We start from the raw sequence: 25,809 nt of genomic DNA on the forward strand, positions 1-25,809 counted from the left end.
TCGAGCCTTTCCCCAGCGAAGCGGTCCTCAGGCGACGGGCCCACCAGCCACCACGGCCGCTGCCCGGGTGAAGCCCACCTCCAGACCCAGGCGTTGCAGGATCAGGCCACTGATCACGCTGTAGACCACGGCGCCAAGAATGGCACTCACCAGGCCGTTCTTGAGCCGGAAACCTGGGATCAGCCAGGCTGCCAGACCAAACAGCACCACCGTGATCACCCAGTTGTAAAGGGCGTTGATCGGGGTCACCAAGCCCCCGAGGCTGGTGAGGGCCCAGGGAAGGGCCAGCAGCAATTTCAGAGGCCAGAGCAGGAGAGTGCCGAGCAGGCCGATCACCACCGCCGAAAGGAAGGCGGTCCCGAAGTTCTCCAGCTCAACGCCCAGGGGCAACCAACCCACCAAGAGCAACACAGCGGCCCGGATCGGCCACTGCAAGAGCCACACGAAGGCACCCATGGTTCAGAACGCTTCTGGACTGAGACTAGGGAGAGCTAGCTGGAATCACCTGCCCACAGTCCTCAAGCTGTCACGAAGCGGCGGCGACCGACGCCGCGGCTTGGGTGCTGAGGGACTCCCGCAGGGCGCGCACCACGGCCACCATGGCCAGCTCATCGCCCAGCCGGTTGACGGCCGAACCCACCCCCACACCGGCGGCGCCAGCGGCGATGGCCAGCGGCAGGGTCACCGCAGAGAGGCCCGAGGCGCAGAGCACCGGCAGATCCACCACCCGGCTTAGGGCATGGGCGGCCGCCAGGGTGGGGGCGGCCTTTTCGATCAGGCCCAAGGCCCCGGGGCTGAAGGGCCGGGCACTGGTGCCGCCTTCGGTCTGGATCAGGTCGGCGCCGGCCGCCTCCAAGTCGATTGCCAGCTGCTCCTGGAGATCAAGGCTGAGCACATGGGGCACCGTCACCGACAGCACCACCTCCGGCAGCAGGGTGCGGGTGCGGCGGGTGAGCTCAAGCACCTCCCCGGCCCCAAACACGCGCCCCTGGGGATAAAAAGCATCGAAGTTGCCAATTTCCACCAGGGCAGCGCCCGCGGCCACGGCCGCCGGGAACAGCTCAGGATCCACCGCCGAGACACAAACCGGCAGGCCGGAGGCTTCGGCTGCGACGTGCACCAGCACGGGGTCACAGGCGATGTCCAGCAGGTCGGCGCCACCGGCGGCGGCGGCCCGGGCGATGCGTCGCACCGAAGCGGGGTCAAAATTGGTCAGGCCAGCGATCACCTTCAGCAGCTGTCGCGTCTCCAGCGCGCGCTGCAGGGCGGTGGGCAGGCTGGTGAGGCGGGACATCGGCAGCGCAGGCAGATGACAGCGATTCTCCCATCCGAACCCCCAGAAGCGCGGCCCTGGAGCCCCCTCCACGAGCGGCTGCACCGGGAGTTGCGGCGGCGACCCGCCCTGCTGCCGGCGGGGGAGCAGCTCCTGCTGGCGGTCTCCGGTGGCCAAGACTCCATGGCCCTCACCCAGCTGTTGCTCGACTTGCGGCGACTGCACGGCTGGACGTTGCTGCTCTGGCATGGGGACCATGGCTGGCGCAGCGGTTCAGCGGCCCAGGCAGAGGATCTGCACCATTGGGCCGTTGCAGCGGGGCTGGAGATGCGGATCGATCGGGCCGTCACCGGAGCCTGCTCCGAGGCCGAAGCACGCCGCTGGCGCTACGAGCGACTGGCCCATCAGGCCGCCGCCCTGGGCTGCCGCCGGGTCGTCACCGGCCACACGGCCGACGACCGAGCTGAAACCCTGCTGCTGCATTTAGCCCGTGGGGCCCACATCAGGGGCCTCTCCAGCCTGCGTCGCAGCCGCCCCCTGGTCTCAGCCGCCGGCCTGGTCCCCTGCGCAGCCCCTGATCTCCCGGCGACGGATTCCGGCTCGGCCATCCCAGATCCCCTGCTGCTGGTGCGGCCGCTGCTGGGGGTGAGCCGGGCCGAAACCGGCGCCTTCTGTGCCAACCGCCTCCTGCCGGTCTGGCTGGATCCCAGCAACGAAAGTCTCGACTTCAGCCGCAACCGTGTGCGTCACCAGGTGCTTCCAGTACTGGAGGAACTGCACCCCGGCGCCAGCCGACGCCTGGCCGCCCTGTCGGAGCGCCTGGAGGAGGAGGGACATCCCCTCGAGGAGCTGTTGCCCCTGGCCCTCGGGGCGCTCCAGTCCAAGACAGGGGCCCTTGGGCTGCAGCGCCAGGGCCTGATGGCCGTTTCTGCCGCCAGCCAGCGCCAGCTGCTGGCCGCCTGGCTCCGGCTCCAGGGCGGCCAAGCCCTGGCGGCCCTGGAGCTGGAAGATCTGCGGCAACGCTTGCAAGCGGGCGCCGGGCCCGGCAGCCTTGATCTGCCGCGGGGCTGGCGGTTGAGCTGGGACAGAATGGAGCTCCGCCTCCAGCCACCCCCGGCCGAACGGCGACCCGCATCGCGTCCCGAGCAATCCGAAGACTGATGGCGAAACCCTTCCAGGAGTCCTACATCGATGTGGAGCGGGCCTACAGCCAGGGGCAGTTCCAAGGGGCGCTCAGCCAGGCGGAAGCGCTGCTGAAGAACCGCCCCGACGACGCCGATGATCTGCAGTACTCGCGCCTGCAGCTGCTGACCGGCCACATCAACCTCTACGGGCTCAAGCGCTTCGACGCCGCCGCCACGTACTACCACCAGGTGGTGGAAAGCAGCCAGGAAACCACTTACCGCGACCTGGCCCGCCAGGGGCTCGAATCCTGCGCCAGTGAGAAGGCCAAGCCCGCCCCAGCCGCGAGCGATCTGCCCAGCAGCGAAGCGCCGTTCCAGACCGTCGCCACCGAAGGCCTGGGCACCGTTGCCCAGGGGACCGGGGCTCCGGCCATGCCGTGGCTGACAGGGGAGCCAGCCCCCGAGCCCCCGACCGAGCTCCAAGACTTTGCCGACCCATTCAAGGTTCAGGAGCTGCCATCCCCCCGAGAAGTGCCGCAGCTGACCCTGACGAAGCCCGAACCGGAACCGCCCCTCGGCGATGACGGCATCGTCGAAGCGCACGTGGTGGTCGAGGAGCCAGCCCCGAGCCCCAGCGTGACCCCGCCCACAACCCCCTCGTCGTTCAGCGCCGACGAACTCGCCCAGTTGGCAAAAGGGCGGCTGCGGGTGATCCTGCACTGACCATCCGGTCCTCCCTCCGTGGGAGCAAGACCACCACCCCGCCGCCGGCAGAGAGCCAAGCGGCGGTTGCCGAGCCGCTCAACCGGCGGCGGTGGAACGGCGGCGGCGGGTGCGGTTGGCAGGCATCTCCTGCTCCGGTTCCCTGGCCGGGGCGGCCACAACCATCGGTGCACTGATGGGTGGGGCCACCGGCGCGGCCGTGGGCGAGGACACCAGCGCTGCTGCCGAGGCCGGCGCGGCGGTCACCAATTGGCGCACGGGCGCTCCATGGACAGGCTGGGGACGGGGGGCGGAACCATCGCGGTCGCGGCCAGCGGAGCGGCCACCCCGGGGCGCCGGACGGCTGTCGGGTTCGGCATCGGTGCGACCTTTGTAGGCGGGGGTCCCGCCTGGGGCGGGCTGCACCAGGGCAATGATCAGCGGCTCCACCTGGAGCTCCCGGCGCAGGCGGCGCTGGAGGCCCACCTCAATCTCCCTTTGCACGCCCACCCAATCCACCTCGGGGGCTTTGCCGCCGGTGTTACGGGCCAGCTGGTTCCAGCGGTTCTCCAGCACCCAGGTGATCTCGCGCTCAGCCCAGAGCGAGAGCTTGCGGGCATCGGCGGTGGTGACCACCCCGCGCAGGTTGACCCGGGGCGGAGCCGCCATCACACCATCGGTGCTGATCACCGCCAGCAGGGTGATCACGCCATCTTCCGCCAATTGCTGGCGCTCCTTGAGCACCCGCGCATCGACGATGCCGTTGCGGGAGGCGTCGAGGAGCTCGATGCCCGCCTTGACCGGATCGCCCTTGCGAATCGAATCGGGGCTGAGCTCGACCACGTCGCCGTTGTCGATGATCAAGATGTTGTCGGCGGGTACGCCCATGGACTGGGCCGTCTTGGAGTGGGCCACGAGCATGCGGTGCTCACCATGCACGGGCACAAAGAATTTCGGCCGGCAGAGCGCCAGCATCAACTTGTGATCCTCCTGGCAACCGTGGCCGGACACGTGAATGCCTTCGCCCTTGCCGTAGACCACCTTCGCCCCCATCATCATCAGTCGGTCAATGGTGTTGACAACCGAGATGGTGTTGCCGGGGATCGGGCTGGCCGAGAAGATGATCGTGTCGGTGCTTTTCACCTGCACCTGGGGGTGCTCACCGCGGGAGATGCGGCTCAGGGCCGCCAGGGGTTCGCCCTGGCTGCCGGTCATGAGCAGCAGGGTTTCGCGATCGGGCAGATCACGGATCTGCTTGATAGGCACGAACAGCTCATCCGGGCAGCGGATGTAACCCAATTCGCGCGCCTTCGCGATCACGTTGAGCATCGAACGGCCCAAGAGACCCACCTTGCGGCCATGCTTGAGCGCCAGTTCCAGGATCATCGAAACCCGGTGGACGGAACTGGCGAAGGTGGTGACGATCACCCGGCCTTCAGCGGCGTTGATGTGACGCTCAAGGTTGGGGAACACCGCCCGCTCGGGGGGGGTGAACCCGGGGATTTCGGCGTTGGTGGAATCGCTGAACAGGCAGAGCACACCCTGCTCGCCGTAGTGGGCCATCCGCTGGATGTCGAAGTATTCGCCATCCACCGGGGTGTGGTCAAACTTGAAGTCCCCGGTGAAAATCACCACACCCGCTGGGGTGGTGATCGCCAGGGAAAAGCTGTCGGCAATCGAGTGAGTGTTGCGGATGAACTCCACCTTGAAATGCTGGCCCACCTGCACCACATCCCGTGGGCTCACGGTCTGGATGATGGTGCGATCGGTGACGGCCGCTTCTTCCATCTTCCCCTGCAGCATCGACATCGCCAGCCGCGGGCCGTAGATGACAGGGATGTTGAAATTCTTGAGGTGATGGGGGATGCCACCGATGTGATCTTCGTGGCCATGGGTCACGATCATGCCCCGGATGCGCTTCTGGTTCTCGCGCAGGTAGCTGGTGTCGGGAAGCACCACATTGACGCCGTGCATGCCATCGCTGGGGAAGGCCAGACCGGCATCCACCAGCATCAGGTCATCGCCATACTCGAACACGCAGGTGTTCTTGCCGATTTCATGGAGGCCGCCGAGGGGGATGACCCGCAGGCCGGGTTGCTTGGGGGAGCCTTGGGTCTTGCCGTTGCTGCTGACTGTCATGGGGGGAAAATCCGGAGGAGTCCGGGTGAAAAGTGAGGAGAACTCTGTGGCTGAAACGGGAACGGAAGCGATGAGCGCGTGAGGCGAAGCCTTGGCGTCAGGTAGGACGCAGGGCAGCCAGGGCGGTGGTCAATCGCGCGCGAACGTCGCTGTCGGCGGAAACAAGCGGAAGACGGGGGGCACCCACAGGCCAGCCCATCAGCTCAAGCGCCGCCTTCACCGGGATCGGATTGGTGGTGCTGAACAGGGCCCGGATCAGTGGCAGGAGTTCATCGTGCAAAGCCAGGGCGGTGCCGTGGTCGCCCGCCACGAAGGCGCTCACCAGCCGCTGGATCTTTGGGCCCACCAGATGGCTGGCCACGCTCACCACGCCCACCGCACCCACCGCGAGCATGGGCAGGGTGAGGGCGTCGTCGCCGCTGTAGATCGCCAGACGGCTGCCGCAGTGCTGGCGCAGCAGGCTCACCTCCTCGGTGCTCCCACTGGCGGCTTTGAAGCTGACCACGTTGGGCAGATCCAGGAGCCGGGCGGTGGTGTCGGGGGCCAGGCTGCAGCCTGTGCGGCCGGGGATGTTGTAAAGCATCAGCGGCAGCTGGGGGGCCGCTTCGGCGATCGCCCGGAAATGGGCCACCAGACCCTCCTGGGGGGGCTTGTTGTAATAGGGCACCACCACCAGGGCCCCATCCGCCCCCAGCTCGGCCGCCTGGGCGACCGCCACCACAGCCTCGGCGGTGCAGTTGCTGCCGGTGCCCGCCAGCACCTTGGCGCCGTCCGGGACCGCCCCCTTCACCGCCTTGTACAACTGATGCTGCTCCTCCCAGCTGAGGGTGGGTGATTCGCCCGTCGTACCGCCAACCACCAAGCCATCGGATCCGTTGGCGGTGAGGTGCTGGGCCAGACGAGCCGCCAGCTCAAGATCCACCGAGCCATCGGCAGCGAAGGGTGTCACCAGGGCCGTGAGCACGCGGCCGAAGGGCACGGGAGTGGCCGCCAACGCACTCAAGCGACACCCCCTGGGGCCACGGCTTCCGTGACCGTGGTGGCTGCGGGGGTACACAGCAGTTCGGCGATCTGAATGGCGTTCAGGGCCGCCCCCTTGCGGATCTGATCGCCGCAGAGCCACAACTCAAGGGCATGGGGGTCGCTGAGGTCCTGGCGGATGCGACCCACGGCCACCGGATCACGGCCGGTGACGTCAGTGGGCATCGGGAAGCGGTTGGTTTCGAAGTTTTCGATCAACTCGACCCCAGGAGCCACGGCCAGAAGGGCACGGGCCTCCTCCACGGGGAAAGGCTCACGGAACTGGATGTTGATCGCCTCGGAGTGGGCCCGCAGCACGGGCACCCGCACGCAGGTGGCCGACAGACGCAGGTCGGGCAGACCCATGATCTTGCGGGTCTCGTTGAGCATCTTGAGCTCCTCCTCGCAGTAGCCGTTGGCCTGCAGGGGGGAGTTGTGCAGGAAGAGGTTGAAGGCGAGCGAGTGGGGCAACACCTCGCTCACCGGGTCACCCCCCTCCAGCACCGTGAGGCTGAGCTGGCGCAGTTCTTCCATGGCCCGGGCCCCGGCACCGCTGGCGGACTGGTAGGTGCTGACCACCACCCGCTCGATCGGCCGGCGCGCCGCCAGGGGAGCCAGGGCCAGGGTGAGCAGGATCGTGGTGCAGTTGGGATTGGCGATGACGCCGCTGTGGGCATAGGCGGCCTCGGGGTTCACTTCCGGTACCACCAGGGGCACGGCTGGATCGAGGCGGAAGGCGCTGGAGTTGTCGATCACCAGAGCGCCGGCCGCCACCGCCACCGAAGCCCACTGCTTCGACACCGAGCCGCCGGCGGAGGCCAGCACCAGATCCACGCCCTCGAAGGCCGCCGCCGTGACCGGCTGCACGGTGAGGGTCTGGCCGTTCCACGCAAGCGTTTGGCCAGCGGAGCGGGGAGAGGCCAGCAGGATCAGTTCCGCCACGGGGAAGTGGCGCTCGCTCAAGAGGGCAAGTAACTCGTGGCCCACGGCACCGGTGGCGCCGAGGATGGCCACCCTCAGCGGGCGATCAGGCAGGGATCGGGACAGAACGGAAGCGGACAACGGGACGAATCAACGACATCAACAGGGGAACTCCCGAGGCACCAGCGATCAGGGCTAGGGAAACAACGGGAGTGGGGCGAGCTTGGTTCGGATCGGGGGTGGCGGGGGAACGGGAGGTTGGGGAAAGCTGGGGGCCAGTGAAGGGCGCTGAGGGAGATGCCGACTCAGCAGGCGCTTCAGGGGTGTTGGCGTGAACAATACGCGGCCGAGCGCCCCTTGGCGAGAAGGCCACTTTCTAGGATCAGGGGCTGCACCGCCGAACCGGTCCATCCATGAGCACCGCCTTGAAGGTCAAAACCAGCCCCAGGCCCGCCAGCCGGGTGGCGCTGGAGGTGGCCATCCCCGCCGGCCGCAGCCAGGCCAGCTACGACGCGGCGGTGGACAAGCTCAGCCGCACGGTGCGTTTGCCGGGCTTCCGCAAGGGCAAAGTGCCCCGCCAGGTGCTGTTGCAACAGATCGGCCCCCTGCGCGTGCGCGCCACCGCCCTCGAAGACCTGGTGGACAGCGTCTGGCGCGATGCCCTGGCCCAGGAAAAGATCGAGGCCCTGGGCGCTCCGGAGCTGAGCGAGGGCTTCGACACCCTGCTGGAGCGCTTCAACCCCGGCGAGGAGCTCACGCTCACCCTCGAACTCGATGTGGAGCCCACCCCGAGCCTGCGCGCCACCAAGGGACTGGCGGCCGAGGCCGAAGCCGTGGCCTACGACCCGGCCCGGGTGGATGAACTGATCGAGCAGTCCCGCAAGCAACTGGCCACCCTGGTGCCGGTGGAGGGCCGTGCCGCCGCTGACGGTGACGTGGCGGTGGTCAGCTTCGCCGGCAGCTTCACCGACAGCGGCGAGCCGATCAGCGGCGGCAGCGGTGAGGCCCTGGAGGTCGAACTCGAAGCGGGCCGCATGATCCCCGGCTTCGTCGAGGGAATCCTCGGCCAGGCCGTCGGCGAGACCCGCACGGTCACCTGCACCTTCCCCGAGGAGTACGCCCAGGAGGAGGCCCGCGGCCGCGGGGCCTCCTTCGTGATCACGCTCACCGAACTCAAGGGGCGCGAGCTGCCCGCCCTCGACGACGCCTTCGCCCAGCAGGCCAGTGACAAGGGCAGCCTGGCCGAGCTGCGCGAGGACCTGGAAACCCGGCTGAGGGAAGACGCCGAGCGCCGCGCCAGGAGCAACCGCCATGACGCTCTGCTCAGAGCTCTGGTGGCCGAGCTGGAGGTGGAGCTGCCGGAGACCCTGATCCAGCGGGAAATCCGCTCCCTGCTGGAGCAGACCGCCAACCAGATCACCCAGCAAGGAATGGACATCAAAAAGCTGTTCACCCCCGAACTGGTGCGCAGCCTGCAGGAAACCTCCCGGCCCGAGGCCGAAGAGCGCCTGCGCCGCAGCCTGGCGCTCAAGGCCCTGGCCACCGCCGAATCGATCGTCCTGGAAGCCGGGGAGATCGACGCCAAAATGAAGGAATTGAGCCGCAGCTTGAGCGACAGCGCCACCATCGACCCCGTCCGGCTCAGGGAAGCGGTCAGCGAAGACCTGCTGCGGGACAAGTTGCTGGAATGGCTGGAGGGCCACAGCACGATCACCGAGACAGCCGCCGCCAGCGAGGGCGACGGTGCGGCCAGCGGGGCTGGTGACAAGTCCGCCAAGGCCAGGACCAATGCCAAGGGCGCCTCCGACAAAGGCGACAAGGCCGGGGAGGCCGACGGCTGAGTCGGCTGTCCGGCTCACCCATCCCAAAGCAGCGCAATAGATTGCGTCCACTCCCCTTCCCGCCGTCGGCGCCCGCGTGATCCAGGCTTTTCAATCCCACCCGATCCAAAACCGCTGGTCAGGGTCTCGGCCGGTGGCCGCCCCGGGGATCCTGCCCACGGTGGTCGAGCAATCCGGGCGAGGTGATCGCTCCTTTGACATCTATTCCCGGCTGTTGCGGGAGCGGATCATCTTCCTGGGCACCGAGATCAACGACGGGGTCGCCGACTCCTTGGTGGCCCAACTCCTCTACTTGGAGGCTGAGGATCCAGAGAAGGACATCCAGATCTATATCAACTCCCCCGGGGGCTCGGTGACCTCCGGGCTGGCGATCTACGACACCATGCAGCAGGTGGCACCGGACGTGGTGACCATCTGTTACGGCCTGGCCGCCAGCATGGGGGCGTTCCTGCTATCAGGGGGCGCCAAGGGCAAGCGTCTGGCCCTGCCGAACGCACGAATCATGATTCACCAGCCCCTGGGCGGAGCCCAGGGCCAGGCCGTCGACATCGAGATCCAGGCCAAGGAAATCCTCTTCCTCAAGGAGACCCTCAACGGCCTGATGGCCGAGCACACCGGTCAACCGATCGACAAGATCACCGAAGACACGGACCGGGACTACTTTCTTTCGCCGCCGGAAGCGGTTGAATACGGCCTCATTGATCGCGTGATGGCGGAGGCCCATTCCGTCTGAATCCTTCATGAACCGGGACGCTTCGCCATCGGCGCACGATCCTGACTCCAAGGGCCTCTCCCCTCCCCTCTGAACGCAACGCCCCGCGCGATGGCCAAGTTCGACGCCCACCTCAAGTGCTCGTTCTGTGGCAAATCCCAGGAACAGGTGCGCAAGCTGATTGCCGGCCCTGGGGTCTACATCTGTGACGAGTGCATTGATCTCTGCAACGAGATCCTCGACGAAGAGCTGGTGGAGACCCACGGCAGCTCCTCCCGCTCCCCCTTGGAAGGTTCGCGCAAGGCCCCGGCCAAAAAGAGCGGCAAGCCGGCCCCCACCCTCGCCACCATCCCCAAGCCCCAGGAGATCCGTGCGTTCCTCGACCAGCAGGTGGTGGGTCAGGAGGAAGCCAAGAAGGTGCTGTCGGTGGCGGTCTACAACCACTACAAGCGCCTGGCCTGGCAGGGGGATGGCCAGGGGGAGGCCGACCGCAGCGCCACCCGCCTGCACAAGTCGAACATCCTGCTGATCGGCCCCACCGGATGCGGCAAGACCCTCCTCGCGCAGACTCTGGCCGAACTGCTCGACGTGCCCTTCGCAGTGGCGGATGCCACCACCCTCACCGAAGCCGGCTACGTCGGTGAAGACGTGGAAAACATCTTGCTGCGGCTGCTGCAGAAGGCCGATCTGGACGTGGAGCAGGCCCAGCGGGGCATCATCTACATCGACGAGATCGACAAGATCGCCCGCAAGAGCGAAAACCCTTCGATCACCCGTGATGTGTCAGGGGAGGGGGTTCAGCAGGCCCTGCTCAAACTGCTGGAGGGCACGGTCGCCAACGTGCCGCCCCAGGGGGGCCGCAAGCACCCCTACCAGGACTGCATCCAGATCGACACCAGCCAGATCCTGTTCATCTGCGGCGGTGCTTTCGTCGGCCTCGAAGATGTGGTGCAGAAGCGCCTGGGTCGGAATGCGATCGGCTTTCTACCCTCCGATGGCCGCGGCCGCTCCCGCAGCAGCCGCGAGCACCTGGCGGCCCACGCCCTGCGCCACCTGGAGCCCGATGACCTGGTGCGCTACGGCCTGATTCCGGAATTCATCGGCCGCCTGCCGGTGGCCGCCGTGCTCGAACCCCTCGACACCCGTGCCCTCAAGGCGATCCTCACCGAACCACGGGATGCCCTGATCAAGCAATTCCAGACCTTGCTCAGCATGGACAATGTGGAGCTCGCCTTCGAACCGGAGGCTGTGGAGGCCATCGCCAAGGAGGCCCACCGGCGACGCACCGGCGCCCGCGCCCTGCGCGGCATCGTCGAGGAACTGATGCTTGATCTGATGTACGACCTGCCCTCCAACCAGGACATCAAAAGCTTCACGATCACCCGGGACCTGGTGGAGCAACGCACCAAGGCCAAGGTGCTCCCCCTCGCCCCGGGCGACCGCGACGCCCAGGCCTCGGCCTGACCCCCAGGACCGGCAATCCCCACCCCGGCGGGCCTGGGTTCAGCCGCCGTCGGAGCGAGGGTGAGTTGACTCACGCCCCGAAGACGCCTTGGCCGCCGCCGACCACCTGCAGGCCCCCCGTCAGCACGGTCTGTTCAACCACCACGGCATCGACCTGGGGGACGGCACCGTGGCCCATTACCTGGAGGGGCGCCAGATCCTGCGCAGCCCCACCGAGGACTTCAGTCGCGGCCAACCCCTGACCGTGGTGTCCTATGCCGAGGCCTCGCCCGCGGGGCTGACCCTGCGGCGGGCGATGGGACGGCTCGGAGAACAGCGCTACAACCTTCTTTTCAACAATTGCGAGCACTTCGCGATCTGGTGCAAAACCGGCCGGCACCGCAGTGCCCAGGTCGAAAACTGGCTCCACACCGGCAGCCTCGGCGCCCTGGCCATCGGTCAGTTCATGCCCGCTGCTCTGATCGCCGGGGTGCGCCTGCTGCTGCGCCAGGGGCTCAGCCTCGATGGCGAGCAGCTGGAACGCGGGAAGGAACTGGCGCTTCGAAGTCTTGAGCAGCTCGAAGCCCTGCGCTTGAAGCTTCAGGCGCGGTTGGAGCAGGAACTCGCCCAGGCGGAGGACTGGTGGGCAGGGGGTCCATCAGCGGGCAACGAACGGCTCCTGGAGGCGGCCCGCAGCCTGGCCGACCAACTCAGCAACGTGGAGGAGCTGGAGGGCAAGCTCACTCGCCTGCTGGAGCCCAGCACGCCTGAGTAATCTCAAACCCATGGCCACCCCCGGGACAGACCCATGACCCAGGCCAGCCCCTACCAACCCCTGCACCACAAGTACAGGCCCCAGCGCTTCGACCAGCTGGTGGGGCAGGAGGCGATCGCGGCCACCCTGACCCAGGCGCTGCAGCAGAACCGGATCGCGCCGGCCTACCTGTTCAGCGGACCCCGCGGCACCGGCAAGACCTCCAGCGCCCGCATCCTGGCCCGCTCACTCAACTGCCAGGCCAGCGAGGGGCCCACGGCGGAGCCCTGCGGGCGCTGTGCGCTCTGCATCGGCATTGCCGCCGGCAGCGCCCTCGATGTGATCGAAATCGACGCCGCCTCCAACACCGGCGTCGACAACATCCGCGAACTGATCGAGCGCTCCCGCTTCGCTCCTGTACAGGCCCGCTGGAAGGTCTACGTGGTGGATGAGTGCCACATGCTCTCCACCGCCGCCTTCAACGCCCTGCTGAAAACCCTGGAGGAGCCTCCCCCGCGGGTGGTGTTCGTGCTCGCCACCACTGACCCCCAAAGGGTGCTGCCCACGATCCTCTCGCGCTGTCAGCGCTTCGATTTTCGCCGCATTCCCCTGGAGGACCTGGAGGGCCACCTGCGCTTCATCGCAGGGGCCGAAGCGATTGGCATCACCCCCGAGGCCCTGCACGTGGTGGCCCAACGGGCCCAGGGGGGTCTGCGCGATGCTGAAAGCCTGCTGGATCAACTGAGCCTGCTGCCGGCTCCGATCGAAGCTGGAGCCGTATGGGATCTGCTGGGGGCCGTGCCCGAGCAGGAACTGCTGGAGCTGGCGGAGTCGATGGTGGCGGGGGACCCCTTGGGGGTGATCGAAGCCAGCCGGCGGCTGCTGGAGCGGGGCCGGGAGCCCGGCGCCGTGCTCCAGGGCCTGACGGGTTTGCTCCGGGATCTGGTGCTGGCACGGGTAGCCCCCGAGCGCCAGGAACTGAGCAGCTTTTCACCGCCGTTCAGGCCGCGCCTGGTCGAGCTGGCGTGCGCGATCCCTCCAGAGCAACTGCTGCATTGGCAAAGCCAACTCAAGGGCAGCGAGCAGCAACTGCGCCACAGCGTGCAACCCCGCCTATGGCTTGAGGTGCTGCTGCTGGGCCTCCTGGCGGAACCGGTGAAGGCGAGCCGATCGGCCCCAGCCAGGGCGGAGCCACCTGGGCGGAACCCCGCTCACCTGACCCAAACACCGATCAAGGCCCCAACGCCGGCGCACACCGGCGAGCGCCCAGCCCCGACCTTGGTGGCAGCGGAGGCTCAGGCCCCAGCGGCGGCCTCCGCCGATGCCCCAGCGCCAGTCATCACCGCTGCATCGGCCTCTCCCGTCGCCGGGGCCGGCCCCAGGCCACCGGCCCACGGAGAGATCCCCCTCGGTGAGCTTTGGCAACAGGTGCTGAGCGCTTTGGAGCTGCCCTCCACGCGCATGTTGCTCTCCCAGCAGGCCGAGTTGGTGCGGCTCGATGGCCAACGGGCCGTGGTGCAGGTGGCGTCCACCTGGATGGCGATGGTGCAAAGCCGCCTGCCGCTGCTGGAAAAAGCCGTGGCCACCACCCTGGGGAGCCCCCGCCAGGTGGTGCTCGAGGGGTCCAATCCGGCGACCATGGCAGCCGCCCCTGCACCCGCCTCTCCTCCGTCCCCAGCTCAGGCCGGCCCAACGGGCCCACCGCGCCCCCGTGCCGACGCCCCCGCTGGGGCAACCCCTGCCGCTGCCGACACCCTTCGCCCCCCCCCCACCGATCCAGCTCCCACGGCGGCCCCCACCAGCTCAGGCTCCGGTGCCATGCCAGGGGCAAGTGGCCTGGGAGGAGCCACCAGGCGTGATCAACTGGATGAAAACGCCCGCCGCTTGGCAGAATTCTTCAACGGCGAAGTGGTGGAACTGGATGGCCCCCTGGAGGATGGGGAAGCGGCCTGATGGAAGCTCAGGACCAGAAGCTTTCAAGATCGAGTTCATCAATCTGCTGTTTCGCTTCGCGAAAATAGGTGCTACTGGTGAGCCGCTCCACGTCCTTCTCCTTCTTGCCCTGATCGATCTCGATCTTGAGCTCCCGCAACTGGCGCTCAAGCGCTTCCTCTCGCAACGTTCGATCCGTCACATCGCGGGCAATGCCTTCAAGGTAGAGGATCCTCCCAGCCGCATCCTTCACCAACCGAGCATCGAGCTCAAGCCAGATGCTGCTCCCATCCGTGCGGTTGGTCTGATACACGAAATCGGTCACCGTGCCATCGCGTTCAAGCAATTGCTGAAGGTTGGCGACCACCTGTGGCTGCTGGAAGAATTGGGCATTGACATCCTGGACAGACTCCAGCATGGCCTCAGCCGAGTGATAGCCGTAGATCGAAGCCAAAGCCGGGTTGGCCCGCAGCAGTTGACCCTCGGTACTGGACAGGAAAATACCATCCTGGGCATTCTCGAAGATGCTACGAAAGTTCTCCTCCGCAAGGGTGAGATCGAGGTTTGATTGCTCAAGCGCCGCAAACGACGTCTGCAGCTGCTGCGTCATGTCGTTGAAGGAACGCGCCAGCTGATTGATTTCAATGATCTGACTGGAATCGACAGTCTGATTGAGGTCACCTCCAGCCAGTCTCCTGGCCGCTAATGATATCTTCTCGATGGGATTGGTGACCCACTGAGATGAGGCCACACCTAGAAAAACCGCAAACACGAGCGATCCGATACACAACAAGACGGTGGTCCTGGAATTGGCTTCGATCTGGCCCATAAAATCAGCTTCAGGAGTCACCACCAACAGCAGCCAGCGCAATCCCTTGCCATCTTCAAGTGGTGAAACACGCATCATTTCCCTCTTGCCATCGAGCGAGAACTCGTACTGATGACTCATATCAAGATGACTGTATTCTCCTAAGTTTGTCGCCAGCACATTCATGGCGCCCTTGAGCATCGGATCCTTGGATTCACTCGCGAAGACCCTCTGAAGCTGATCACCTTTGCCAGTGATCAAGGGCTGATTAGCCGTGGAAGAGGCAATCAATTCACCACTCCGTTCAAAGATATAAACCTTGCTGTTTCGACTGACCTTCAATGAGCGGAGAAATTCACTGATCTGATCGAGACTGATCTGGGTATTAAACACCCCCAAAAGCTTGCCCCCAGGTCCGAAGTATGGCGCTACAGCATTTAGTTGCAGATTGTCGTAGCCGAAGTTGACCGTTACCGGCCCCCACGTTGGACGGCGGGCAGCCACTGCGGCCTTGAACAAGGGGGAATTAATGGCAGAAAAATTAGAACGGACTTTCTCCACCCCCGCAGGATTACCAGAGCGCTCCAGCCCGTAGTAAACGAGATCTCCCTCACCTGGCTTGAGTTGAATCGCCAACTGAGGTTCCTCTGCAGAGGCGAAGCGGTTGGTAGCCCAACCAATACGAAGGAAACGACCCTCACGATCCACCAGACCCGAGTAGCCAATATCAGTGAATGAATTCACCTGCTTCCAGAGAAAGGGGCGTGCGGCCTGGATGTTGTCAAAACTGATCAACCCCAGACTGGCAGCATTCGCATTTAACGCGTTGACGCGGTGGGGCGTATTGAGAAAATTGCTGACCCGTACCGAAACCTGTTTCGCGATCGCGTCCTGGAGTTGCGCTGCCAACTCATTGACCGCCCGCTGGCTATGTCGAAACGATAAAAAAGCCACCAGCCCCACGGTGGCCACCGTCTGGAGCACGAAGGGAACCACCAAGTAGGTGCGGAGGTTCAGGCGAATGGACCGCACGCTCCATGACTGACGCCATCGTCTCCGGGTCTGTCGATGGTTACGAAGGATCATGGTGGTGTAAGTAGCAGTCTAGAGGAGATCGCTTTGTCATCCTCTTTGCCGCCTGAAGACCAGGAAGGAAGGCTAAAGAAAGGTGAAGACCTCAACATCCGTCCGAATGAGTACGGGCGGGTCAAGGGGACATCAGGCAGGAAAAAGTAGCGGGCCAGAGTCTGCGGGGTTCTGGGGGGATCTACCAGCCCAGGGAATGATCGTCGCCATTCATCCAACTGGTGAGGTCGTGTTTGGGAGTGGCCGTGTTGAACATATGCAGACCAAAATCACGCGAGAGTTCCTCGCAGACTTTAATCCCCCGAGTGCTATTGCCCTTGGCATCGAGGGGAGGCGAAAAAATTCCAATACCAAGCTTTCCGGAGGCAACGGCTGTGATCCCCCCAGCGACGCCACTCTTGGCGGGAATGCCCACCCGGTAAGCCCATTCGCCCGAGGCGTCGTACATGCCGCAGGTGAGCATCAGACTGATCACATCCTGTACATAACGTTCATCGATCGCTCGTACACCCGTGACTGGATTCACACCACCATTGGCCAACGTGGCTGACATCATGGCCAGATCCTTGGCATTGACCAACATCGAGCATTGCTGAAAATACAGATCCAGTGTTTCATCTATTTTTTCGCCAACCATGCCAAAGTTCAACATCAGAAAAGCCATTGCCCTGTTTCGATGACCCGTCTGCTTTTCAGAAAGAAACACGGGAACATTAATGTCGTGAGCCCTTCCTGTGTAGCGCTCAAACATCTCAAGAATGCGCTTGAGGCGCTCCGTGCCGTTACGCCCCTTGATCAAATCCGTGGTGGCAATCGCACCTGAATTGACCATGGGATTATAGGGCCGATTAGTAGCCTCATCCAGGATGATTGAGTTAAAAGCTTCTCCAGTGGGCTCCATACCCACCTTGCTATTCACATACTTTCGGCCGTGATCTTCTAAGGCAAGCCCAAACACAAAGGCTTTTGAAATGGATTGAATAGTGAAGGTTTGCTCGCAGTCGCCCACTTCAAAGGCCTGGCCATCGGTGCTGACAACGCAAATTCCAAAAGACTCCGGGCTTGCAAGCGCCAACTCAGGAATGTAATCAGCAACCTTTCCCTTTTTGAGAACGCGATGCTTGTTGTAGAGATCATTAAGGTAGCCCCTGAAGGGAGAAGCCACGGCATTGATCGTGCTCGCCAGCGATCCAAAACTCCCTAAATCAGCCATCGATCAATCACCCTCCATGATCGCTTTTGCCACCCGCTGAAACTCCTTTGTCAACGGGTGAGCTGGGTACTTCACGCAGAACACTCCTTCGCTGGCCAAGCGAGCAAAGTCTTCTGAAAGCGGAAAAATTCCAGCCACTGATTCCTTGTAGGTTTCGCTCACTTTCGCTTGCAATGCATCCAAATTAAGTTCACTATGAGCTTTGTTAATAGCAAGGAGCATCCGCCGAACCTTGAGCTGTCGGGCCACATCGATGGTGACCGCCGTGCCCTGGTAATCCTGCTTATCCGGGCGCAATATCAACAGCAGCACATGGGAAATAGCAATCGACAGGAACGTTTCCTTGGAAAGGCCCGGATGCGTATCGATGAAAAGGAAATCCAGCTTGAGCTGGCGAACGAGACTCCTGAAACCATCGTTCATCTTGCCCACGTCGTAGCCCACCTGAAGGATGCGCGCAATGTCATCGGGCTTCACACTGGAGGGCACCAAAAAAATCTGGCCAGGGAGTTCGACCCCCACCTTGGCACTGACGTCATAGGCGGCTTCATCGATAGAGGCTTCGCCCCACAGATAATCATTGAGGGTTTTATCGACCTCCTCTTGTTCGAGGCAAAACAAATTGTGAATACCCGGTGAAGGCACATCCGTGTCAATCACACCAACTCGAAAGCCTTGAGCCGCAATGGTGGTGGAAAGATTTGCCGTAAAATTAGATTTACCGGTGCCCCCTCGATAGGAATGTACGGAGACAACCTTCGGCATTTTTGACCTTGAATCGTTCAACACATAAGCTAAGACACTTGCAGCTGCGGTAACAGGGGCTACCGAGTTCGTCTTCCCTGCCCATGGTGGACCCCGCCCGTTTTCCCGTGGGCGGCCCCCGTCGATTCGCGGGCCGCCAGTCGTCGGGATTGTCGCAACCATGACACCCGCCCAGGTGCTCCGCCTGCGATGACTGGATGCAGGCCGACCCTCCAGCGCATCCATGGATCCTTCCCGTGCCTTTGCAGCGGTCGCCCTGGCCGCCGTCGCCTGGGATGGGGTGATGAGTCGCGCCGGTGCCCGGGCCCTGCGCCACGCCCTGGACTACCGCCCCCCTTACAACGAGCACAGCGACCAGCAGATGCTCGCTTTGTTGAACGAGCTGCTGGAGAGCCTCAAGCACAAAGGCGCTGAAGCGCTGTTGCTTGAGGCCTGCGGCGCCCTGGATGGGCGCCAACGCTTGACAGCCTTCGCCATGACGGCAGAAATCATGCGCTCGGATGGTCCCTTGCTGGAAGAAGAGCGCCGGATCCTCGATCACCTCTCGCTCGTACTTGAACTATCCGCCGACGAGAGCGAACAGATTCTGCAGGTGATGGACATCCTGCATGCAGGCCTCCTGGAGGCTGGGCTCAGCTGAGGCGGGCCGGTGACCGGTGCAATCAGGAGGCCTGGGTGCTCAGATCGCTTTCGGGCAAGGAACCCAGGTGAAGGGTCTTGGCCCAGATCAGCCGTTTGGGCAGCAGGGCCATGCGCACGCTGACCCAGGGAATGACCACGAACCAATGGATCAGGTATCCAATCCCGAGGGCGAGGGTGATCGGGTTGGCCTCCGGCAGGGCTGGTCCTTCGCTGGGTCGCCGGCAGCCTTGAAGCATCGCCACCCCAGAAAGCCCCAGGGCCACCAGGGACAGGGGCCAGATCACCGGCCAGGTGCGGGTCAGGACCGAGGTGGCCAAATCGGCCACCGCCACCACAGGCAGCCCGTACTGCAACAGGAAGAAACTACTGAGATCGAGCTTCCGAGGCAGGCTGACGCGCTCGGAAAGCAGCCCCGGCCAGTAATCAAAGAAACGCTGCAGGCCCCCCTCGGCCCAGCGCTGGCGCTGGCGCCAAAGCGCCCCAAAGCTGAGCACAGCCTCCTCCTGCACCGGCGGATCCCAGAGCACGCCGATGGAGCGTCCCGCGAGCAAGAGCCTGAAACTGAGGTCAAGATCGTCGGTGACGGTGGCCTCATTGAATCCCCCGCATGCCTGAATCTCAGCCCGTAACAAGAGTTGGCCGTTGCCCCGCAGCTCGGCGATGCCTCCGCCGTCGAGGCGGCCCTGCTGAATCACCGCATCAAGGGCCATCTCCATCGCCTGGGCCTGGGTGAGCAGGTTGACCTCGGCGTTGACCACCGCCTTGCGCAACTGGACCGCTGACCAACCTCCCTGCTCAGCGAAGGGGATCAGCCGCTCGAGAACATCGCTCTGAAGCTGGGCATCGGCATCGAGCACCAACATCCAGCGGCCCTCCAACTGTGAAAGAACGGTGTTGAGGGCGCCGGATTTACCGCCTCCCGCCTCACGGCTGCGACGCACCAGGCGCAGGAAGGGGTGCTGGAGCCTGAGCCCGTCGAGCAGTTCGGGAGTGCGATCACTGCTGCCGTCATCAACAATCCACAGCAGCAACTGGCCGGCGGGATAACGAAGCTGAGCGATACGCTCCACCAGGCGGCCGATGACCGCCTCCTCATCCCTGGCCGCCACCACCACATCCACCAAAGGCACGGCCACCTCGACGTCGGGGTTGGTCGTTGCCGGGGCGCCATCGGTCTCAGCGCGACGACGCAGAGCGGCGAGCACCAGGGTGCGCAGGCTGTGGAGCCCGAGCAGCAGGGTCAAACTGAGGGCCGGCACAAGGCTGCGCCAGCCCTCGAGACCATGGGGAGCGATGCCGGCCGCTCCGCAGGCCAACAGGAACAGCGAGGCCTTCAGCCGTCGGCGATCGGTCCCCGTGCTGCCGTTCGCGGCCATGGCGGACCCAAAAGTTGAGGAAGTTTAGAGGCCCAGGCTCATGGCTCCAAAGGCAGGCTCTGGAGAGTGGTGCCCGGGTAGTAGCGCTTCAGGATCCGGGCGGCCAGCCAGCCCCGCTGGGCCAGATCGAGAGCCCCGGCCTGGGAGAGCCCAGCGCCGTGGCCAAAACCACCCCCCACCAGGCTCCATCGGCCTGGCCCCTCCGGTGTCACCACGAAGAGTGTGCTGGGCAACTGGCGGAACGTGCGCCGGATCGCATCGAAGCGCAGCACCAGCCCGCCCGCCTTGCCCCGCACCTCGAGGGCGAGCACCCGGCCGCTGGCCCCCCGCTCCAGCACGTTGAGCTGCTGGGGTTCCCCAACGGCGTTGGCCCGGGGGCCGAGGGCTGCCGTGATCCCGGCGCGATCGAGAGAGCGCTGCCACCGAAAGCGAGGATGAGCGGAGCCATGGGCGCTGCTCCCCTCCATCAACAGCCGGCGCAGGCGGGCGGGTTCATTGAGGGGCACGGCAAAGCTGCGCTCAAACGCAGCCGGGCCGTCGGGGCGGGACTTCAGATAGGGCAAGGGCTCTCCCCCCCAGGCCTCCTCGAACCCCGCCGCCATCCCGCCATTGCTGGCGTGGTAAACCGCATGAATGGGCCTCCCCTGCCAGAGCAACACCTGGGAGCGGGTGGCGTCGATCGCCCGGCGCACGCCCCCCCCCGCCTGGCGCGGATCGGCATAGACCTGGCACTGGGTGTCGGCGCAGAGGTGGTAACCATCCACCTGGAAACGATGACGGTTGCGCACAGCCCACGTGCGAGCCAGCACCGCCTGGGCCTCCAGGGCAGCGGCGGGGGCCCCGGCGCCGATCTCATGGGGCAACACCCCCTGGAGGTAGCGCTCCAGGGGCACCTGCTCGATCAGGCTCCAACTGCCGTAGGCATCGCTCTGCAGCCGGAACGGCCCCTTGAAGAGGCCACCGCCCCAGCGCAGCCCGGAAGGGGCACTCAGCTGCAGCGGGCCCTCCAGGACCTTGAAGCCACCGGGCTCTCGCAGGCCCAGCACCAGCCGATCCCGGACGACGGAACGCTGCTGGCGGGCCGCCAGGCGGGCGCCCCCAAGGCTGGGCGCCGGTGACTCTGGGCCACCCCAGACCTCCCAGTCGCCGGGATGGGCGATCACAGCGCTGACCCCCTGCTGCCGCCAGGCCTGGGCCACCTGTTCGGCGCGCTCGAAGCTGGGGAAGGGGCCCAGGATCGTGCGTTGGAGGCTGAGGGGCTCCTTGAGCGGCACCCGCCGCCAGAGCAGGTTCAGGCTGGAGCCCCTCCACTGGCGGCCTCTGGCATCGCTGAGCATCAGCGGGCCGGCCTGACTCTCAAGCTTCAGCGCCGGGGCGGTTGTGGGATCGACGCCTGGGCGAGGGCCCAGATGGGCAGCCAGGGCCACCCAGAGCACAGGCTCAGAGCGATCCAGGGGCGGCGGCGGGGGCACCGGCCAGTGCACCTGGGAGGCGGCACGGCAGGCCTGGGTCAGCAGCAAAGACCCGCCCAGGGCCACTCCAGCAAGGAGCGCGGCCCAGTGGGTCGGGCGAAGCAGGGTGCGCAGCAACGGCGAAGACATCGACGAACAGGCGCCAGGGAGTTGGCGGAAGGCAGGTCCGCGTCGTACTTTGCTTGTTTGTGCACGAGCGCGAGCAATGCCGAAGCTGAAGACCCGCAAAGCTGCCGCCAAGCGGTTCAAGGCGACCGGCAGTGGGAAATTCATGCGCCGCCGCGCCTTCTTGAACCACCTGCTCGATCACAAGAGCCCCAAGCGCAAGCGCTATCTGGGCACCATGGCCGTCGTCGATGAGCGCGACGCCGACAATGTGCGCGCCATGTTGCCCTACAGCGGCTAAGCCAGGCCGAGCGCGGCCACAGCCCATGCCGCGGTTCATTTTCCACCCTCTACTGAGATCCACCCATGGCCCGCGTCAAAAGGGGCAACGTCGCCCGTAAACGCCGTAACAAGATCCTGCGTCTGGCCCGCGGCTTCCGCGGCGGCAACGGTTCCCTGTTCCGCACCGCCAACCAGCGGGTGATGAAGGCACTCTGCAACGCCTACCGCGATCGCCGTCGCCGCAAGCGTGACTTCCGCCGCCTGTGGATCGCCCGCATCAACGCGGCGGCTCGCCTGAACGGCCTGACCTACAGCAAACTGATCGGCGGCCTCAAGAAGGCTGAGGTTCAGCTCAACCGCAAGATGCTCGCCCAGCTCGCCGTCGTCGATCCCAACAGCTTCAGCAGCGTGGTCAGCGCCGCCAAGGGCTGAACCATCACCCGATAGGCCCCGAATGGATCTGCTCCTTCCCCAGGCCTACCTCCTCGGTCTGATCGTTTTGCTGGCAGGGGCGGCCGTGGTAGTCGGCCGCCAGATTCTGCGGGTGCGCAAGGACGAACGAGCCTTGATTCGCCTGGAGGAGAAGGGCAAGACCGGCTCCTCAAGCTCCGCCGAACTCTACGAACTGGGCTCAGTCCAGCTGCGCAAACGCCTCTACAGCCAGGCGGCAGCCAACCTCAAACTGGCCGCCAAACGGGCGGAAGGGGAGCCCGCCGAGGCCCAGGCCGTGATCCAGAACGCCCTTGGTTTCGCCCTGGCAGCCCAGAGCAATTACGCCACGGCGATCAAGCACTACCGCTCCGCCCTGCGCTCGAAGCCCAATTATCCGGTCGCCCTCAACAACCTGGCCTACGCCCTGGAACGCCAGCGCCAACCCGATGAGGCAAAAAGCCTCTATGAAAAGGTGCTGCAGCTGGACGGGGCCAACAAAACCGCTCGCAAACGACTTCAGAGCCTTGAGCGCAAGCGGGGTGTGCCCCTGGCTCCCCTGGGCGACAGCGAAAAGAAACCCGGCTCCCCCTTCAACACCAAGGACTGACAGCCTGGGAGAGGCTGGGTTGCTTCGTTTCAGAACCCTTGAAACCCCCGTCGGATTGAACCGTGCGTTTCAGCCCAGCGGGATTTGAAGCCTCACCAAAGCCCACGCACTGGCACCGCCCGGCGAACCACCGGGCGGGGCGCGGGGCGCGGGGGCTGCAGGTCGAGGACCCCACCGGGGTGGGTGAGACGCGGGGCATTCCAACCGGCCAGGTAGACCCCCTGCAGCCCCTGGAAAGCACCGCCCAGCTCAAGGGCCGAACCTGGGTTGCCCTCCAGGGGCAACAGATCCAGTTGATCCGACTTGGCGTTGAAATTGCCCTGCACCGGCGTGGTGACACCGGCCACGGTGAGTTCACCACGCAGGTCGAGCATCTGACCGATAGCGACCACCGATGACAGGCGCAACTCTGCCGGCACCACCTGACCATCGATGAACGACTGGTAGGTGCCGGTCCAGGTGCGGGGGATGCTGACCGCAAGATCCTGGGCCCGTGACGCTGGATCAAAGGTCTCCACCGGGCCAAGTTCGGACTGGAAAGCCGACATCGCTGAGGTGGGAGCCACCGCCGGTGCGTTGAACGGCACAACGCTGCCCACGGGGAGGGGAACGGCGGCCAGCAGCACGGGCATGGCGAAACTGAAATTGGGTGGCATCAGGCTAAGAGTTGCAGTGCCAAACGGCAGCCCCGGGAAGTACGTTCGCTGAATGGCCCCCTCCGCCGATCCCACCGCCACTGGCAAGAGCAGCGGCCCCGTCAGCAGCAGCCCCACCACCGAATTCGGTCCGACCGAAGGTGGCCCGGGAGGGGACGACGGCCTGGTGATTGGTGGACGACGCTTTTCAAGCCGGTTGATGACCGGTACTGGCAAGTACCCTTCGCTGGCGGTCATGCAGGCCAGCCTGGAATCCAGTGGCTGCTCCATCGTCACGGTGGCCGTGCGCCGGGTACAGGCTGCCGCCAGTGGTCACCAAGGCCTGATCGAGGCAATCGACTGGAGCCGAATCTGGATGCTGCCGAACACCGCCGGCTGCGCGACGGCCGAAGAAGCCGTGCGGGTCGCCCGGCTGGGACGCGAGCTGGCGAAACTCGCGGGGCAGGAAGACAACGCCTTTGTGAAGCTGGAGGTGATCCCTGACAGCCGGCACCTGCTCCCCGACCCCTTTGGGACGTTGGAGGCCGCCGAGCGCCTGGTGGCCGAGGGCTTCATCGTGCTCCCCTACATCAATGCCGATCCGCTGCTGGCCAAGCGGCTGGAAGAGGTGGGCTGCGCCACTGTGATGCCACTTGGTTCTCCCATCGGTTCAGGCCAGGGCATCCGCAACGCCGCCAACATCGGGCTGATCATCGAAAACGCAGGAGTGCCGGTGGTGGTGGACGCCGGCATCGGTGTTCCAAGCGAAGCGGCCCAGGCGATGGAAATGGGGGCCGATGCGCTGCTGGTCAACAGCGCCATCGCCTTGGCCGGCGATCCTGTGGCCATGGCCCAGGCCATGGCCTGGGCCACCCGGGCGGGCCGCATCGCCTTTCGTTCTGGTCGCCTTCCTGTCCGTCCCAACGCCAGCCCAAGCTCTCCGACCCTGGGGCGCGTTGGCCAGGGGCCGTGAAGATCCGTGCCCACTGCTGCCAGCGCCCCTGTGGCGCTGCTTAGGTTCGCCGGACTCCGACGGACCCTCCCCTCGATGGCAGTCACCAAGGAAGACGGCGGCAAGCTCAACGCCTTCGCCAAGGAACCGCCCATGCAGCTGATCGAAGCGGGCAGTGGGCTCAGTCGCCCGTCGCTTCTGCTGGTGATCGGCGGCGGACTGCTGGTGGCGGTCCTGGTGGCGCTGGCCTTCATGGTGAGCTGAACCCAGGGCAGGTTATGGGCCACACAGGATCCAGCGGAACGCCTGTAGTAGCTTCCCATCAGGGAGCAAGCGCTCGTTCTTGAGGTGTCAAGGGTGAAGGTACTCGTACTTGGCGGCGACGGCTTTTGCGGCTGGCCCTGCGCGGTCAATCTTGCCGAGACCGGCCACGACGTGCTGATCGTCGACAACCTGAGCCGGCGCAAGATCGACATCGACCTCGGGGTCGAATCGCTGACGCCGATCGCCACCATTCACGACCGTCTCAAGGCCTGGCGCGAGGTGGGCGGACGGCCGATCGACTTCGTTTCGATCGACATCGCCCGCAACTACGCCCGCCTGCTGGATCTGCTGCGCAACGAACGTCCCCAGGCGATCGTCCACTTCGCCGAGCAGCGGGCTGCCCCGTACTCGATGAAGACGAGCACCACCAAGCGCTACACCGTCGACAACAACGTCAGCGGCACCAACAACCTGCTCTGCGCCATCGTCGAAAGCGGCATCGAAACCCACATCGTCCACCTCGGAACGATGGGCGTCTACGGCTACGGCTCCCACCGGGGCGCCACCATTCCTGAGGGCTACCTCACCGTTGAAGTGCCCCAGCCCGATGGCAGCCGCTTCACCGAAAAGATCCTGCACCCCACCGATCCCGGCAGCGTTTATCACCTCACCAAGACGCTGGATCAGCTGCTCTTTTATTACTACAACAAGAACGACGGTATCCGGGTCACCGATCTGCACCAGGGCATCGTCTGGGGCACCAACACCGAACTCACTGACCGCGATCCCCGGCTGGTCAACCGTTTCGACTACGACGGCGACTACGGCACGGTGCTGAACCGCTTCCTGATTCAGGCGGCGATCGGTTATCCCCTCACCGTCCATGGCACCGGTGGCCAGACCCGCGCCTTCATCCACATCCGTGATTCGGTCAAGTGCGTTCAGCTGGCGATCGAAACGCCGCCCACGTCTGGTGAGAAGGTGCGGATCTTCAACCAGATGACCGAAAGCCACCAGGTCAAGAATCTGGCCGAAAAAGTGGCCGCCCTGACGGGAGCCTCGATCAATTACCTGCCCAACCCCCGCAAGGAGGCAATCGAAAACGACCTTATCGTCGACAATCGCTGCCTGATCGATCTCGGCCTCAAGCCCACCACCCTCGATGGGGGCCTGCTCGCCGAAGTGGTGGATGTGGCCCGCCGCTGGGCCGACCGCTGCGACCGCTCGCGCATCCCCTGCGTTTCCGCCTGGACCAACTCCCAGGCCTCCGCCCTCAAGAGCCCGGTCTGATCCAGCCCATCCCCTCGAG

25 protein-coding genes are annotated in these 25,809 nt (G+C 65.1%); 14 read left to right on the forward strand and 11 right to left on the reverse strand.

Going from position 1 to position 25,809, the window contains the following annotated elements:
- Positions 1-27: 27 nt before the first annotated feature.
- Together KBY88_RS10630 and KBY88_RS10635 are read right to left on the reverse strand one after the other, a co-directional pair.
- Positions 28-456 (reverse strand): phage holin family protein, encoded by a 429-nt coding sequence (locus KBY88_RS10630; RefSeq protein ID WP_254939912.1) that lies wholly within the window; start codon positions 454-456, stop codon positions 28-30.
- Positions 457-526: 70 nt separating this feature from the next.
- Entirely contained in the window at positions 527-1,294 is a 768-nt protein-coding gene (locus KBY88_RS10635) for a DUF561 domain-containing protein (RefSeq protein WP_254939913.1), read from the reverse strand.
- 15 nt (positions 1,295-1,309) lie between these two features.
- Here KBY88_RS10635 and tilS point away from each other — a divergent pair, with 15 nt between their 5' ends.
- Together tilS and KBY88_RS10645 are read left to right on the forward strand one after the other, a co-directional pair.
- Positions 1,310-2,434 (forward strand): tRNA lysidine(34) synthetase TilS, encoded by a 1,125-nt coding sequence (gene tilS, locus KBY88_RS10640; protein WP_254939914.1) that lies wholly within the window; start codon positions 1,310-1,312, stop codon positions 2,432-2,434.
- On the forward strand, positions 2,434-3,120 hold the full coding sequence (locus KBY88_RS10645; RefSeq protein ID WP_254939915.1) for a tetratricopeptide repeat protein: 687 nt from the start codon (positions 2,434-2,436) through the stop codon (positions 3,118-3,120). Before tilS ends, KBY88_RS10645 begins: the two co-directional genes overlap by 1 nt.
- Positions 3,121-3,198: 78 nt before the next feature.
- On the opposite strand, the gene KBY88_RS10650 is transcribed toward KBY88_RS10645, so the two are convergent.
- From KBY88_RS10650 to KBY88_RS10660, 3 genes are all read right to left on the reverse strand, one after another.
- Positions 3,199-5,238 (reverse strand): ribonuclease J, encoded by a 2,040-nt coding sequence (locus KBY88_RS10650; RefSeq protein WP_254939916.1) that lies wholly within the window; start codon positions 5,236-5,238, stop codon positions 3,199-3,201.
- 97 nt (positions 5,239-5,335) lie between these two features.
- Positions 5,336-6,241 (reverse strand): 4-hydroxy-tetrahydrodipicolinate synthase, encoded by a 906-nt coding sequence (gene dapA / locus KBY88_RS10655; RefSeq protein WP_254939917.1) that lies wholly within the window; start codon positions 6,239-6,241, stop codon positions 5,336-5,338.
- Positions 6,238-7,305, reverse strand: a complete 1,068-nt coding sequence (locus KBY88_RS10660) for an aspartate-semialdehyde dehydrogenase (protein WP_396103005.1) — start codon at positions 7,303-7,305, stop codon at positions 6,238-6,240. The genes dapA and KBY88_RS10660 overlap by 4 nt, the downstream gene beginning before the upstream one ends.
- Before the next feature lie 287 nt (positions 7,306-7,592).
- Between KBY88_RS10660 and tig the strand changes: the two genes are divergently transcribed.
- The 5 genes from tig to KBY88_RS10685 all read left to right on the forward strand — a co-directional run bounded on the left by tig (position 7,593) and on the right by KBY88_RS10685 (position 13,882).
- On the forward strand, positions 7,593-9,020 hold the full coding sequence (gene tig, locus KBY88_RS10665; protein WP_254939919.1) for a trigger factor: 1,428 nt from the start codon (positions 7,593-7,595) through the stop codon (positions 9,018-9,020).
- 76 nt (positions 9,021-9,096) lie between these two features.
- On the forward strand, positions 9,097-9,753 hold the full coding sequence (clpP, locus tag KBY88_RS10670; protein ID WP_315858122.1) for an ATP-dependent Clp endopeptidase proteolytic subunit ClpP: 657 nt from the start codon (positions 9,097-9,099) through the stop codon (positions 9,751-9,753).
- 90 nt (positions 9,754-9,843) lie between these two features.
- A complete protein-coding gene (gene clpX, locus KBY88_RS10675) occupies positions 9,844-11,196 on the forward strand; it encodes an ATP-dependent protease ATP-binding subunit ClpX (protein ID WP_254939920.1) in 1,353 nt (450 codons plus the stop codon).
- An 88-nt stretch (positions 11,197-11,284) separates the two neighbouring features.
- Positions 11,285-11,950, forward strand: a complete 666-nt coding sequence (locus KBY88_RS10680; RefSeq protein ID WP_254939921.1) for a lecithin retinol acyltransferase family protein — start codon at positions 11,285-11,287, stop codon at positions 11,948-11,950.
- Between the two features lie 33 nt (positions 11,951-11,983).
- Positions 11,984-13,882, forward strand: a complete 1,899-nt coding sequence (locus tag KBY88_RS10685) for a DNA polymerase III subunit gamma/tau (protein WP_254939922.1) — start codon at positions 11,984-11,986, stop codon at positions 13,880-13,882.
- 7 nt (positions 13,883-13,889) lie between these two features.
- On the opposite strand, the gene KBY88_RS10690 is transcribed toward KBY88_RS10685, so the two are convergent.
- The 3 genes from KBY88_RS10690 to KBY88_RS10700 all read right to left on the reverse strand — a co-directional run bounded on the left by KBY88_RS10690 (position 13,890) and on the right by KBY88_RS10700 (position 17,733).
- Entirely contained in the window at positions 13,890-15,665 is a 1,776-nt protein-coding gene (locus tag KBY88_RS10690; protein ID WP_254939923.1) for a PAS domain S-box protein, read from the reverse strand.
- Positions 15,666-15,936: 271 nt separating this feature from the next.
- The gene (gene glsA, locus KBY88_RS10695) at positions 15,937-16,968 is read right to left on the reverse strand and encodes a glutaminase A (RefSeq protein WP_254939924.1); all 1,032 of its coding nucleotides are present in this window, start codon (positions 16,966-16,968) and stop codon (positions 15,937-15,939) included.
- Positions 16,969-16,971: 3 nt separating this feature from the next.
- Complete coding sequence (locus tag KBY88_RS10700; RefSeq protein ID WP_254939925.1) at positions 16,972-17,733, reverse strand: MinD/ParA family ATP-binding protein; 762 nt, start codon at positions 17,731-17,733, stop codon at positions 16,972-16,974.
- 223 nt (positions 17,734-17,956) lie between these two features.
- On the opposite strand from KBY88_RS10700, the gene KBY88_RS10705 reads away from it, so the two are divergent.
- The gene (locus tag KBY88_RS10705; protein WP_254939926.1) at positions 17,957-18,373 is read left to right on the forward strand and encodes a tellurite resistance TerB family protein; all 417 of its coding nucleotides are present in this window, start codon (positions 17,957-17,959) and stop codon (positions 18,371-18,373) included.
- A 22-nt stretch (positions 18,374-18,395) separates the two neighbouring features.
- Here the strand turns inward: KBY88_RS10705 and KBY88_RS10710 are convergent, their stop codons facing one another.
- Both KBY88_RS10710 and KBY88_RS10715 read right to left on the reverse strand, forming a co-directional pair.
- Positions 18,396-19,751 (reverse strand): glycosyltransferase family 2 protein, encoded by a 1,356-nt coding sequence (locus KBY88_RS10710; RefSeq protein ID WP_254939927.1) that lies wholly within the window; start codon positions 19,749-19,751, stop codon positions 18,396-18,398.
- 38 nt (positions 19,752-19,789) lie between these two features.
- Positions 19,790-21,352, reverse strand: coding sequence for a SpoIID/LytB domain-containing protein (locus KBY88_RS10715; protein ID WP_254939928.1), 1,563 nt, complete (start codon positions 21,350-21,352; stop codon positions 19,790-19,792).
- A gap of 76 nt (positions 21,353-21,428) precedes the next feature.
- Here KBY88_RS10715 and rpmI point away from each other — a divergent pair, with 76 nt between their 5' ends.
- The 3 genes from rpmI to KBY88_RS10730 all read left to right on the forward strand — a co-directional run bounded on the left by rpmI (position 21,429) and on the right by KBY88_RS10730 (position 22,649).
- Positions 21,429-21,629 (forward strand): 50S ribosomal protein L35, encoded by a 201-nt coding sequence (rpmI, locus tag KBY88_RS10720; RefSeq protein ID WP_254939929.1) that lies wholly within the window; start codon positions 21,429-21,431, stop codon positions 21,627-21,629.
- Between the two features lie 65 nt (positions 21,630-21,694).
- Positions 21,695-22,042, forward strand: a complete 348-nt coding sequence (rplT, locus tag KBY88_RS10725) for a 50S ribosomal protein L20 (protein ID WP_254939930.1) — start codon at positions 21,695-21,697, stop codon at positions 22,040-22,042.
- Between the two features lie 22 nt (positions 22,043-22,064).
- On the forward strand, positions 22,065-22,649 hold the full coding sequence (locus tag KBY88_RS10730) for a tetratricopeptide repeat protein (protein ID WP_254939931.1): 585 nt from the start codon (positions 22,065-22,067) through the stop codon (positions 22,647-22,649).
- Between the two features lie 92 nt (positions 22,650-22,741).
- Here the strand turns inward: KBY88_RS10730 and KBY88_RS10735 are convergent, their stop codons facing one another.
- Positions 22,742-23,281, reverse strand: coding sequence for a hypothetical protein (locus KBY88_RS10735; protein ID WP_254939932.1), 540 nt, complete (start codon positions 23,279-23,281; stop codon positions 22,742-22,744).
- Between the two features lie 223 nt (positions 23,282-23,504).
- Between KBY88_RS10735 and KBY88_RS10740 the strand changes: the two genes are divergently transcribed.
- The 3 genes from KBY88_RS10740 to KBY88_RS10750 all read left to right on the forward strand — a co-directional run bounded on the left by KBY88_RS10740 (position 23,505) and on the right by KBY88_RS10750 (position 25,790).
- Positions 23,505-24,257, forward strand: coding sequence for a thiazole synthase (locus KBY88_RS10740; RefSeq protein ID WP_396103007.1), 753 nt, complete (start codon positions 23,505-23,507; stop codon positions 24,255-24,257).
- A gap of 75 nt (positions 24,258-24,332) precedes the next feature.
- On the forward strand, positions 24,333-24,500 hold the full coding sequence (psb34, locus tag KBY88_RS10745; protein ID WP_254939934.1) for a photosystem II assembly protein Psb34: 168 nt from the start codon (positions 24,333-24,335) through the stop codon (positions 24,498-24,500).
- A 93-nt stretch (positions 24,501-24,593) separates the two neighbouring features.
- Positions 24,594-25,790, forward strand: a complete 1,197-nt coding sequence (locus KBY88_RS10750) for an NAD-dependent epimerase/dehydratase family protein (RefSeq protein ID WP_254939935.1) — start codon at positions 24,594-24,596, stop codon at positions 25,788-25,790.
- The last annotated feature ends 19 nt before the right edge of the window (positions 25,791-25,809 follow it).

The organism is Cyanobium sp. Morenito 9A2 (assembly GCF_024345575.1).
GTDB lineage: Bacteria > Cyanobacteriota > Cyanobacteriia > PCC-6307 > Cyanobiaceae > ATX-6F1.